Raw genomic sequence first — 12,846 nt, 5'->3', positions numbered from 1 at the left:
TTTGATAGATAATCAGGGTCAAATACCTAATATCTCGCAAATATAACATTTTAGAGCGTTTACTATAGCTTATAATTGCTTCATTTTTACTTTTGTACCATAAAGTTATAGATTCCTGATCCTATTTCTATTTTGATCCGTCCATTTGTAAGAGGACTGAACTTCATTCCCTGTCGTGTTTTCAAGGGTATTCCGCTTTCCGATATTTGCTCGATAGTACTGGCGGGGAGACAGACTGAAGCCTGGCTGTTTGCCGGTATTTCGACTCGCAGTTCGAATGTATCCTCATTGTCTTTCCAGTCCGACCGGATCAGTCCGTAGGGAGATTCGTAGGATGTATTGGCATTGCGGATATCGCCTACCAGTTCCGGTTTGATAACGATATTCCTGAAAGCTACCGACTTTTTTTCCTGCCGTATGCCGCCGAGTCCACTGAAAAGCCATTCCATCAGGTGTCCCAGCATACAATGATTATTGGAAACAAATCCGTATGCCTGCCATGATTCTGTCAGGGAAGTAGCGCCATGTGCGAGTTGCCAGCCATAGCCGGGAACGTCGTATTTACAATTCATATCGTAAATCACATCGGATGCATCATTCTCTTCCAGCGCGCGAAGCACATACCGATATCCGACATCACCTGCTGTCAGGGCATTGTTCCTGTCGCGGATATCAGCGATCAGATTCTTGAATACCTGCTCTTTGTTCTCCGGTTCGACCAATCCGGTATATAAAGCGATAGCATTGGCAGCCTGGCTGTTGCGATCGTATTTATGATTCGATCTGTTCCAGAAAGTATCGTTGAATGCTTTTTTGATCCGGGCTGCCTGTCCGGCATATTTGTCGGCATCAGCCGGTTTATTCAATAACGATGCTATCTTTTGCATGATCGTCGTATTATAGTAGAAAATAGCAGTCGCTGTTACTCCGTTGGAAGTCAGCTGTGATTCGCCGGGATGATTCGGACCGATGTCGTACCAGTCTCCCAGACCGTAGGAAATGATATAGTTATCGGCTTTCGATAGCAGATAATCCAGATAACGCTGCATGTCGGGGTAATTCTTTTCGATGAGTTGTTTATCCCCGTACCATTGGTAGACATACCAGGGAGAGATAATAAAAGCACTACCCCATTCGGGTGTGTCTTTGAAACCTCCTTCAAACTCCACCAGTTCGGGGGCTGTGGTGGCGATCTGCCCGTTCTCTGCTTGTGTCGAACGCATATCGTTCATCACTTTCTCATAAAAACGGGCCATATTGTACCGGTATTGGATAGAGTATTGCATCAGGTGGGCCACTTCCTGCCAGCCTAGTTTTTCCCGGTGGGGACAATCCGTCAGGACACTTGCCATGTTGCTGCGGACAGACCAGTCGATCAGGTTATATATTTTGTTGAACATTTCATTGGAACAACTGAATGACCCCGTTTCCTCTGCAGAGTTGCAGGTATGGAGTCCGGTGATATTCACTATTTCAGGTAGTTTTTCCGGATTCGGTTCTCCGCTTGGAACAGCCCCTTCGATTTGTACATAACGGAAACCGTAATAAGTGAATTGTGGTTGCCATGATTCCGTTTGATTGCCTTTGGGGGTATAAGTGAAATAAAAAGGATCGCCGGAGGCACTTTGATTGATACTGTTATCAGGATTCAGTAATTCTGCCGGATAGAGTTTGACTGGCTGTTTACCGTTTGCCCGGACTGTCAGCCTGAGAATGCCGGAAAAGTTTTGTCCCAGGTCATACACCCAGCCTCCTTTTTCTGTCCGGAGGATACGGACTGTCGGGATATGATCGCGAACTTTTAACGGAGGGATACGTTGGGATAATAATGTTGTTTTCCAGTTGGAATCGATGGCTTTGTTCCAGTTTTTATCGTTGAAGCCGGGTGATGACCATCCTTCCTGTTCTTTGGTGGCATCGTAATCTTCTCCGCCGTAAATACTGCTGAAGGTAATAGGACTTTCGGTTACTTTCCAATCTGTGCCGGAGACGATATTTTGTATACTGCCGTCGGTATATTCCAGTTGTATCTTCATAATAAATTTAGGTGCTCCGTAGGAAGTGAGCATTTTGTAATACCGTTCTCTCGGAATATTGAAAAAGCCGTTGCCCAGCATGATCCCTACCGCGTTACTGCCTTGCTGTAACTGTCCGGTAATATCGAAAGATGCATAAAGAGCACATTTATCATACTTGGTCCAACCCGGATCGAGGAAATGATCTCCTACCTTATTTCCGTTCAGGAACAGGTCGAAATGACCGAGTCCGGAAACATAGGCGACAGCACGTTTTAACAGTTTGCCGACCATGAACTCTTTTCTGAATTGGGGCAGGCGATACATTCCCGTTTTCTTATCACCGAGAACGTTGTTTGCCAGCGGAGCATGGATGCCGGTAGTGATAATCTCATCCTTTTTATCTTTTTCTAAAGCGATCCATTTGGCATTACTCCAATCTTTTTCCGAAAGTAATCCGATATGGAACCGATTGACGGAACTCCAGGGAGATACATTCCCTTGTTTATCCCATATCCTTACTTTCCAGAAATAAGTATGTCCGGCTTTTATCCCGTTCCCTTCAAAAGGAACCAGAATAGAGGCCGGACTATTTACCTTCTGGCTGTTCCAGACAGTGCCGTTGTCGGAGTTGAGAGCTTCCGGAGTGTCGGCTACTAAGATTTGCCAGGCGGATTGCTCAAAGTTTCTTTCCTCCGCATTGATCTGCCAACTGAAACGGGGTTGAAGTTTTTCTATTCCCAAGGGATTCGTTTCCTGCTCGCATGTTAAGTGATGGACAGAGAAAGAACCTTTGGCAAACATTGCCAATGAGAGGAAGGAAAACAATATGGAGAGACGGAATGACCTTGTCTTTTTCATTTTGTACAGAATTAAAGTGTTACGATCCAAGCTGTACAAAGATGCTCATTTATAAGTAAAAGAAAGTATTAAAAATGATTTTATGACTTAGGAAAATGACACCTCCTGCCTTTTACTTATTCATTTCCTTCGTGATCTCCTGAATATCCTGCAAAGTAAAGTTGCCTGATAACCGGATCACATTAAAACTTTTGTCCGTATCGGCGAGCATGATCAGTTCGCTGATCAGGTCTCCCTTTTGTTTTACATAGAAAGTAGCACGTGTCTTACCGTCTTTTACCTTCATCAGTTCTTCATGATCCTTACCGATCAGGTTTTTGAAGTCGTTGCGCATAGTCTCTTTTATACTATTGTTCTCGGTCGTAAGGATTTGCAGACCTTCTATTTTTCCTTTCAGGTTCATCAGGTTGAGGCCGTTCGTTTCAAAATTAGGCATCATCTGGAACATGGCTTTCGAGATAGAAACGGAGGTGACATTATCCATTTCGGAATATTTGTCGAACAGTTTGTTTTGTGCAAAACAGATACTTGTGCAGCATAGAAAGAGAAGGAGTAATATATTTTTAGTTTTCATCTTATCAGTCATTTAAATGTTTATTCAGAATACGGTTTACTTTATTTATTTCCTGTTGGGCATCGTTTATCTGGTCGATTCCCTTGTTCAGGTTGGAAGACATAAAAGCGAGTGCTTTCTGGGCGGCTATGGCGGCTTCCTGCGGATTGGTATAAGTATCGGCCAACTGTTGTTTGCCTGTATTCAGGTCTGTCAGTCCGAAGATACCGACACAAAGCAACAGGATAGCTGCGACGGCTCCGCTAAGCCAGTACAATGAACGGCGGTGAAAAGATGAACGGACCGTCTCTTTCTTTTCAGCGGCAGCCCAACTGTCGATCTGCTGCTCCAACCGTTCGGAAAGTCCTTCCGGCAACGTCTGGTCCTCCCGGAGGACTTTGTTGATTAATTCATCTATCTGTTTATCGTTCATATTCGTATATTTTATCAAATTGTTCCCGGATTACTTTGCGTGCCCGGGAGAGTAACACGCGTATGTTTACGGCATTCAGGCCGGTGATCTGTTCTATCTCGTCCATCGAGCAATCGTCTATTCCCCGAAGGCGGATGACTTGTCGCTGATTTTCAGGCAGTCGGTCGATCAGTTGCCGGATTTTCTGTTCCTTATCCTTTGTTTCCAGTTCTTTTTCCGGGGAAGCATCGGTTGCCAGCGTAATGACTTCTCCTATTTCTTCTTCCCGGCGGGTGGCACGGGGCGACCGGAGGAAGTCGAGGCAGAGGTTTTTGACCAGCGTGACGCAGAAGGCTTCGGGGTTTGCTATATCGGGCAAATCATCCCTTTTATTCCATAACTTGAAGTAAGCATCCTGCAGGATATCTTCGGCGTCCGCTTTGTTTTCGACAAGTGCATAAGCGATCCGGAAGAGCTTGGGATGGAAGGAGAGGAACTTTCGTTTAAAGCTCTCAGCATCCATTCCCATGATCTATCATCACTTTGTTTACGTCGGACGGTTTGATTTTACCTTTGATGCGGACCAGGGCATTCCTGCTACCGGTCGTGAGAACTACCAGTTCGCGGATCATATCTTTTTCAATGCGGACCATTACTTTCGTGCGGCTGCCTTTCTCATTGGAGGTAAGCATTGTTTCGAAGCCCGGGTCTTTCAGTTCTTTGATCGCTTTGACAAAACGTTCTTTTATCTCGTTTTTACAGTCGCTGAATTCGATCACTTCAATGCCGTTCACTCCCATGGTTTCGGTGAATATACTGGCAAGTTTCATGGTGATATTACCTATCTTGACATGATTGATCTGTTCTATTTTAGAGAATTCTTTGAACAGGTCGTTCATAGTCTGGCTATTTCCTGCCTGGCAGATCAAGATCAGTGCCAGGATAACAAAGTATCGTTTCATCTTCCTATTGTATTAAATGATTACTAATCCGGTTTATTTCCGCCTTCCTTTTGCGCGCTTTGGAAGAGCTTCATAAGGGAGACGGGAGCAACGGATAAGTTGTTACAAAGAAAGAGAAAAAAATAATATGCCAATGGGGTAATGTGCCAATATGCCAATTATTTTGAAGTGGTGGCTTTGTCTTTACTTTCCGCTATTTCAACAAAATAGACGCTCGAACAAATCAGGAGGATGGCGATCATCTGGAACCAGCTGAAACGGTCCTGGCCGATGGAAAGGGAGACGATGGTGGCAACGATCAGTATCAGGTAGCCATACAGGGCAACCAGTGTCGTACTCAGATATTTCAGTCCGATAGGGATCAGCAGGTAGCTGATCGTCGTGGGGAAGATGAGGACGAACATCAGAACGAGGAAAGGAGTCCATTCAAAATGGCTGAATAGATGGGCGTCGAAGCCGGTAACAGCCATGACGGCCAGTGAAGAGAAAGCTGCTCCGAGGAAACTGTAACGTAGCATATTGAGTGAACTGACCCTACCCAGCACGACATTGCTTATGATTAAATAGGCGGCGTATGCAATGGAACTGAGCATGCAGAGCATGTTGCCGGTAAAAGCATCCGAGGCCAGGTCGTCGCTTTTCTGTGTCAGGATACAGAGTAGGGCACCACCTAATCCGATGGTAATACCGATGATTTTCATTGCTGTGATCCGTTCTTTCAGGAAGATAACAGACAGGATGAATACCCAGATCGGCTGCAGACTGCTGAACAGTGAACTGGATACCGGCGTTGTTTTGCTGACTCCTATCAGGTAGAAGAACATGAAGCCGAACAGTCCGATCGCTCCCAGAAGGAACAAGGTAACCTTTTCACGCAGCGTTGTCTTGTCCTGTTTCCAGAATATACTGATAATCCAGAACATAAGGGCTCCGAATACACATCGGAACATGACGCCTGTCAGCGGTGCGATCCATAAAGGAAGCAGATATCTGAGCGCGTTCGCATTCAGACCGCTGAAGGTTTTCGATACGATCATACTTAGGTTGGCTTCTGTCTTTTTATTCTTCATAAGCTTAGCGTTTATATGCACCTTTAATTACTTTTGAAACTATCGTTGAACAGGAACGAATCCTGTTTGATATAAGCCCAAACAGCTGCTGCCAGGGCAATGGTCATATTGAATATGAAGGCAAACTGTTGTGTTTCTATATGGAGCATATCTTTAAATACATTTATAATGAACGGGCATAACAGGATCGCCAGATAATTCATCGCCATCACGAAAGCCAGTGCCAGCGTTACTTTTTCCGGGATAGCCGTGCGGGTTGTCTTGTCGTAAGCGATCGGCTGGATAATGCCATAGGCAAGCCCGGTAAAAACACAGCCTAAACCGATCAGCCATTCTGTCCTTGAAATCAGGATCAGCAGCATCCCCAGCGCAATCGAGAGCAGGCAATAGAATTTTGTTTTCTTACCCAGTAAATCTACGATCTGGTTCAGTACGAACCCCGGAGCCATGATCGCCAGGAAAAACAGCGAGATCATGATACCCGAATTACCACTGGTAAAATGATATTCTTTCATTAGGAAAGGCAGGTTGAAACTGACAATGATGACGAGGTAAGTCGCCAGTCCGTAAAATCCCATGATCTGTACAAGGTGCCTGACCTGTATACCGAATTTTCCGAATGCCGGATCGCTTTCTTTTCCTTTTTCTTTGGTTGAAACAGTTGCAGAAGCGGGTAGGGGATTGATATTCTTTTTCAGGTAGAACGACAAGACGATTGAAATAAGCGGAAAGAGATAAACCAGGAACGGCAAATGCCAGTTGATCTCCGCCAGATAACCGGTCAGTACGGTTGCCAACACCAGTGTCACGTTGGTGATCGCAGAACTCAGGCCGAATTGCTTTGTCCGGTATGTACCGATAAAGAATCGTGAAATAAGCCCGGTAGAAAGGGGAACGATCAGTCCTGAACCGATTCCAAGCAATGCGCTGACAGCGATCAGTTGCCACATTTTGGTCGAGAGCAGGTACAGGACACCGCTTACGGCAAAGATGCTTAACCCGATCTGTAATAACCAGATATTATTGATCTTTTCAGTCAGCTTCCCGGACAGGATTATGAACGGTATGATCAACAGGGAAGGCAGCGACGACAACATCTGTATATCCAGTTCCGTCGAATGCGGAAATATCGCCGAAAGCTTTCCCAGGATAGGAGAAACGGCCAGTCCCGGCAGCGCGTTCAGTGCCGAGATCGACCATATACCTATTAATGTGATGAGGGGAATCGTCCCCTGTCCTGTCTGTATTCTCATACTTCTTCTTTTTATAGAACTGAAAACAATCTTAACTTCCGAATGTTCAGTTTATTCACTTATATACTTATAAAATGCTTTAATTGGAATAGTTTCAGTTAAAAGACAGACTGATTTTAGTGCTTTTATATAACGTTATTTTAATAAACCCCAAATATTGCATGTTTAACCAAAAACGGAGAACAATTGCCGTTGGAGGCTGTTTTTGCACTACAAATCGACGCACGAATGTCGGTTGCGCCAATTCTTAAATAATTAAAAACAAAAAGACATGAAAGATTCAAGTTTTAGAGAAGGTGATGCCAAAACCGCGATTTTTGGCTCTAATGCGATGTTGCATCCGGCTCCGGTAGATGTAATCCCCGATGGTCCTACCACTCCGGAAATTGCCTATCAGATGGTAAAAGACGAAACTTTCGCTCAGACACAACCCCGTCTGAACCTGGCTACATTCGTTACTACCTGGATGGATGATTATGCAACGAAGTTGATGAACGAAGCAATCAACATCAACTATATCGACGAAACTGAGTATCCACGTATCGCTGTGATGAATGCGAAATGTATCAATATCATGGCCAACCTGTGGAACAGCCCCGAACAGGCGCAATGGAAAGCCGGTGCATTGGCGATCGGTTCTTCCGAAGCATGTATGTTGGGTGGTGTTGCTGCCTGGTTGCGTTGGCGTGAAAGAAGATTGGCCCAAGGTAAACCAGTTGACAAACCTAATTTCGTTATCTCTGCCGGTTTCCAGGTTGTATGGGAAAAGTTTGCTCAGTTATGGCAGATCGAAATGCGCCAGGTGCCTTTGACACAGGAACATATTACTCTCGACCCGCAGGATGCCCTGAAGATGTGTGACGAAAATACAATCTGTATCGTTCCTATCCAGGGTGTTACATGGACAGGTCTGAACGATGATGTGGAAGCTTTGGACGCTGCCCTCGATGCCTATAATGCAAAGACAGGCTACGATATTCCTATCCATGTGGATGCAGCTTCCGGTGGTTTCATCCTGCCGTTCCTGAAACCGGAGGTTAAATGGGACTTCCGCCTGAAATGGGTACTTTCCATCAGTACTTCAGGACATAAGTTCGGATTGGTATATCCGGGTTTAGGCTGGGTAGTATGGAAAGACAAGAAATACCTGCCGGGTTCCATGTCTTTCAGTGTAAATTATTTAGGTGCAAACATCACTCAGGTCGGTTTGAACTTCTCTCGTCCTGCAGCTCAGATCCTGGGACAATACTATCAGTTCATCCGTCTCGGATTCCAGGGTTACAAGGAAGTGCAGCAGAACAGTATGGCTGTAGCCGATTACCTGCATGCTGAGATCGGCAAGATGGCTCCGTTCCAGAACTACAGCAAAGAAGTGGTAAACCCATTGTTTATCTGGTATCTGAAACCGGAATATGCTAAATCGGCCAAATGGACATTATATGATTTGCAGGATAAACTGAAACAGAGCGGATGGATGGTTCCGGCATATACATTGCCTGAAAACCTTGAAAACTGGGTTGTTATGCGTATCGTTGTCCGTCAGGGATTCAGCCGCGACATGGCAGACCAATTACTGGGTGACATCAACAACGCGATCGTTGATCTGGAAAAACTGGAATATCCGACGCCGACCCGTATCGCACAGGACAGAAACCAGAAAGTAAAAGGTTCTGTATTCACTCACACAGGTATTCCAAAATCAACTAAGTAAGCTGTTTGAATATGGATAAAAAGATTTCCGTTTCGCAAATAAAGGAAGCAGCTCAGGAGGCCTATGAGATGTACAAAAGCAACACGGATGGAAAGAATGCCGATTATATCCCTTATCTGGCTAATATAGATAAGAACCTGTTCGGTATCAGCATCTGTCTGTTGGACGGAAGTATCATCCAGCTGGGCGATTCCGAATACCGCTTCGGTATCGAATCTGTGTCGAAGGTACATACCGCTGTGTTGGCTTTGCGCCAGTACGGGGCACAGAAACTTCTTCAAATGATCGGGGCCGATGCAACCGGACTGCCGTTCAACTCTATCATGGCTATCCTGCTGGAAAAGGATCATCCGTCTACTCCGCTGGTGAATGCCGGTGCGATCACTGCTTGTAGTATGGTACAGCCGGTAGGTGATTCCAATAAAAAATGGGAGGCGATCGTCTCCAATATCACCGATCTTTGCGGCAGCGCGCCTCAACTGATCGACGAACTGTATAAATCGGAATCGGCTACCAATTTCAACAACCGCTCGATTGCCTGGTTGCTGAAGAACTACAACCGTATCTATGACGATCCGGATATGTCGCTCGACCTGTATACCCGTCAGTGTTCATTGGGAATCACAGCCGCTCAATTATCTATCTGCGGTGCCACGATTGCCAACGACGGTCTGAATCCGGTATCCAAAAGGCAAATATTCGAGGCATCCTTGTCACCGAAGATCACTTCCCTGATTGCTACCGTAGGTTTCTACGAACATACGGGTGACTGGTTGTACACTTCCGGCATCCCTGCAAAGACAGGTGTAGGTGGTGGTGTAATGGGCGTGATGCCTGGCCTGTTCGGTATAGCTGCTTTTGCCCCTCCAATTGACAGTGCAGGTAACTCTGTAAAAGCACAATTGGCTATCAAGTATATAATGAATAAACTGGGTCTGTCTATTTTTAACGGCGACCGGGTTACAATAACTGAATAACAAACAGTTTATTCTCTTAATTGGCAAGCCTCTTTGTCCCTTATTCATAGGGCGGGAGGCTTGTTTTGTTGATACTATAAATGATTTAGTATATCTTTTATATCTAATTGTAGTCGGGAGAAAGCAAACCATTTTTTACCTAAATCCTTTAATGAAGCACCTATATGATAAAGTTCTTTTTCATCGATAATTAGGAAACTTCCATACGATCCATTCTCTGGTTAATGGAATATCCTTTCAATAAATAACTTCGAAGTACCTGGGTAGCCCACTGGCGAAATGCGGTTGCATTCTTGGAGTTGACTCTGTAACCAACGGAAATAATTGCATCCAGATTATAAATCTTGGTTACATAATTCTTTCCATCTTGAGCAGTTAGTTCCACTTTGGAACTAACTGAATTTTTATCCAGTTCACCACTGTTGAAAATGTTCTGTAGATGCTTTGTTATTGCTTGTCGTTTGGTGCCGAACAATTCGGCAATCTGAGCCTGTGTCAACCAGACTGTTTCATTCTGTAGTCTGACTTCTAACCGTAAAGCGGATTGGGATTGATAAATGATGATTTCATCTTTGCTTTCCATAATTAATCTGTTTTGATTGTTAATATGGAAACAAAAGTATTAAAATTAATTGGTATACAATATAAATTGATTCATATTTTAATAATTGCTTCTTGACATTATTATGCAAGTATATATTTATTATTATGCTTATGACAACAACCTTCTTCACCTATGTCGATACATTGGTGAAACGTAAACGCAAGGCTGGCAAATATTCAACTGCCGACCTTTACCGTGCTTCTTCCAACTGGTTGCTGCGGTTCTGCGGAACTGCCGATCTGTCGTTCGACGACATTACCCCTGGTATGATAGACCGTTTTTGTGACTGGCTCCTGGCGCTGGGGCATCTGAAAACGAACTCGGTAAACAGCTATCTCAGCAGTTTCCGGGCTATCTATCATACAGCAGTTCGTGAAGAATTGGCCCCTGTCAATCGTCTCTCGCCTTTCGCACATCTCAACCTGCGGCAGGAGGAAACAGCCAAACGGGCCCTTCGTATCCAGGCAATGGAAGAGATCGCCCGGATGGATCTCTCAGTCGAGCCGGAGTTACAGGTTGCCAGGGATTTCGCGCTTTTCTCCTTTCTTGCCTGTGGTATGCCGTTTGTCGACCTGGCTCATCTTACACACAACAATATCGTCGGTGATGAGTTGGTATATAATCGGTGTAAGACGAATGTCCTGGTACGTGTCGGTATCACTCCCGGTATGCGGCGGCTACTCGACAAATATTCGTTGACAGGTAACCGTTATCTTTTTCCTGTATTGCTGGAAGAGACAGACGGTGAACGATTACACGAGGTTTATAAACAAGCGCTGCACCGCTATAACGGTTGTCTGGTGGAGATAGGGAGTCGTCTCTCTATCCCGGTTTACCTTACCTCGTATGTTTTCCGGCATACCTGGGCGACAGAGGCTCTGCGAAATGATACCCCGGTGGCCGTCATCAGCCAGGCACTCGGGCATACTTCCGAGAGAACGACGCGCCACTATCTGGCAGCTCTCGATCAATCAAGACTCAATTCGGCAAATGAGGTTATTACAAAAGGATTGGATGTCTTGATAGGAGTGAGGGCGTAACCTTATTTGTGAAATAAGGTATTTTGCCCCGTTTTATACAAGCTGTGAAAAACAAAGTTTATACTAATGTGGGAACAGGGCAAATATAGGAATTTTATTTAGACAAAGACAAACATATCTGCCTATTATTAGGTGGGTAGGGGATGATTTAGATTAAAAGATGAAATTCATACGTTTTTTCATGAGTTATGGGTATAGTAAGGCGGAGGGTATCTTTTCCCTTCTTGAGAGGAGGCAGGGTGTGTGTTAATACTCTAAATAAAGACTATCCAGATAGAAAATCACAGATAAAACAGTTAAATATCCGCGTCAATCTATGTAGTTCGTGCTTTTGTACAGCAATTTACACACCCCTACCCCTTCTCGAGAGGGGAGGAAGTTACTCTCTGTATATGATAATCGTAAGATAAACTGTAACCTTATTTCACAAATAAGGTTACAGATCCATAGGTAACGCCTTGTCCAACCAGCAGGCTCAATCATTTATTATTATGGCTGAAAAAATTATTTTGACTGCCGATCTTTACGACAACGCCGTCACGGAGCGAAAAGGCGATTACACAGCGAAGCCCCGTATTACAGGAACAGTACGAAACCATCAGATTGCCGAACGCATCCTGGCAAGAGGTTCTGAATTACGTCTGGATACAATCGAGTATATCCTGGGTATGAGTGATCAGGAAAAGGTAACTGCTATTGCCGAAGGTAAAAGTGTTGTTGACGGTGTAGGCCAGTACATGGCTACTATTACCGGTTCCTTTGAAGGTGAAAAAGCTGCTTTCGACCCTGCTAAAAACAGACTCACCGCGAGTTATGTCCCCGGCAAACTACTGCGTGACACATTGAAAAATGTGGAGATAGATACTCGTACGGCTGTCACTGGCCCGGTCATCAACTCGATTATCGACTCTACAACCGGTGAAATGAATACCCAACTCACTTCTGCTGCCCCTGCTGTTATCAGTGGGTCCAATATCAAAGTGGCCGGTGACGATGCGGGTATAGGTGTTTTCTTCACAAAAACCGGCGGTACGGCACAGAAATGTTCATTGCTGATCCATAACAATCCTTCGGAACTGACTGTTATGATGCCTGCTCTTGAAGACGGCGAATACACGTTGAGCATCATTACCCAATCGGCTGCGGGTAACAAGCTCGTAAAAGAACCGCGCACTTATACCTTCCCGGTATTGCTTTATGTGGGTAACAAACCGAGTGGTGGAGGAGGAGACCGTCCTGAAATCGAGTAATACTATCCGATCAACGTTGGTTAGACCGATTAACCAATGGCAGAGACACTGTCTAACCGGAGGCAGTTAAGACTTCTAACCAACGTTGGTTAGGTTATGCGCCTAAAATATGTTAAATGAAATAAAGTACTTAAATTC

The 12,846-nt window shown here is 44.8% G+C and carries 11 protein-coding genes and 1 pseudogene; 4 read left to right on the top strand and 8 right to left on the bottom strand.

All coding sequences use genetic code 11. From position 1 onward, the window contains the following. Window positions 1-86: 86 nt before the first annotated feature. The 7 genes from DWX23_RS12130 to DWX23_RS12100 all read right to left on the bottom strand — a co-directional run bounded on the left by DWX23_RS12130 (window position 87) and on the right by DWX23_RS12100 (window position 7,126). Window positions 87-2,876: an alpha-L-rhamnosidase gene (locus DWX23_RS12130; RefSeq protein WP_122374680.1), complete on the bottom strand. Its 2,790-nt coding sequence runs from the start codon at window positions 2,874-2,876 to the stop codon at window positions 87-89. 112 nt (window positions 2,877-2,988) lie between these two features. Then, window positions 2,989-3,450, bottom strand: a complete 462-nt coding sequence (locus DWX23_RS12125) for a DUF4252 domain-containing protein (protein ID WP_122355388.1) — start codon at window positions 3,448-3,450, stop codon at window positions 2,989-2,991. A gap of 4 nt (window positions 3,451-3,454) precedes the next feature. Continuing rightward, a complete protein-coding gene (locus tag DWX23_RS12120; protein ID WP_122355240.1) occupies window positions 3,455-3,862 on the bottom strand; it encodes a hypothetical protein in 408 nt (135 codons plus the stop codon). Beyond that, window positions 3,852-4,364, bottom strand: a complete 513-nt coding sequence (locus DWX23_RS12115; RefSeq protein WP_122355386.1) for an RNA polymerase sigma factor — start codon at window positions 4,362-4,364, stop codon at window positions 3,852-3,854. The genes DWX23_RS12120 and DWX23_RS12115 overlap by 11 nt, the downstream gene beginning before the upstream one ends. Further along, window positions 4,354-4,803: a DUF4252 domain-containing protein gene (locus DWX23_RS12110; RefSeq protein ID WP_122374679.1), complete on the bottom strand. Its 450-nt coding sequence runs from the start codon at window positions 4,801-4,803 to the stop codon at window positions 4,354-4,356. Before DWX23_RS12110 ends, DWX23_RS12115 begins: the two co-directional genes overlap by 11 nt. Window positions 4,804-4,961: 158 nt before the next feature. Beyond that, a complete protein-coding gene (locus tag DWX23_RS12105) occupies window positions 4,962-5,873 on the bottom strand; it encodes a DMT family transporter (protein ID WP_122374678.1) in 912 nt (303 codons plus the stop codon). 23 nt (window positions 5,874-5,896) lie between these two features. Beyond that, window positions 5,897-7,126: an MFS transporter gene (locus DWX23_RS12100; RefSeq protein WP_122374677.1), complete on the bottom strand. Its 1,230-nt coding sequence runs from the start codon at window positions 7,124-7,126 to the stop codon at window positions 5,897-5,899. Between the two features lie 271 nt (window positions 7,127-7,397). Here DWX23_RS12100 and DWX23_RS12095 point away from each other — a divergent pair, with 271 nt between their 5' ends. Both DWX23_RS12095 and glsA read left to right on the top strand, forming a co-directional pair. Beyond that, on the top strand, window positions 7,398-8,837 hold the full coding sequence (locus DWX23_RS12095) for a glutamate decarboxylase (RefSeq protein ID WP_122355248.1): 1,440 nt from the start codon (window positions 7,398-7,400) through the stop codon (window positions 8,835-8,837). An 11-nt stretch (window positions 8,838-8,848) separates the two neighbouring features. Beyond that, complete coding sequence (gene glsA / locus DWX23_RS12090) at window positions 8,849-9,814, top strand: glutaminase A (RefSeq protein ID WP_122374676.1); 966 nt, start codon at window positions 8,849-8,851, stop codon at window positions 9,812-9,814. 199 nt (window positions 9,815-10,013) lie between these two features. On the opposite strand, the pseudogene DWX23_RS12085 reads toward glsA, so the two are convergent. Beyond that, window positions 10,014-10,397, bottom strand: a pseudogene (locus tag DWX23_RS12085) (virulence RhuM family protein); the annotation flags it as partial. Window positions 10,398-10,528: 131 nt separating this feature from the next. Between DWX23_RS12085 and DWX23_RS12080 the strand changes: the two are divergent. Both DWX23_RS12080 and DWX23_RS12075 read left to right on the top strand, forming a co-directional pair. Next, window positions 10,529-11,458 (top strand): site-specific integrase, encoded by a 930-nt coding sequence (locus DWX23_RS12080; protein WP_122374772.1) that lies wholly within the window; start codon window positions 10,529-10,531, stop codon window positions 11,456-11,458. Between the two features lie 491 nt (window positions 11,459-11,949). Then, window positions 11,950-12,708 (top strand): DUF4469 domain-containing protein, encoded by a 759-nt coding sequence (locus DWX23_RS12075; protein WP_122374771.1) that lies wholly within the window; start codon window positions 11,950-11,952, stop codon window positions 12,706-12,708. Window positions 12,709-12,846 lie beyond the last annotated feature (138 nt).

Origin of the sequence: Parabacteroides sp. AF18-52 (genome assembly GCF_003479145.1) — a bacterium.
GTDB classification, from domain to species: Bacteria; Bacteroidota; Bacteroidia; order Bacteroidales; family Tannerellaceae; genus Parabacteroides; species Parabacteroides faecis.
Note: the sequence above shows the minus strand (reverse complement) of the source record. Positions and strands in the feature narration are given on the sequence as shown.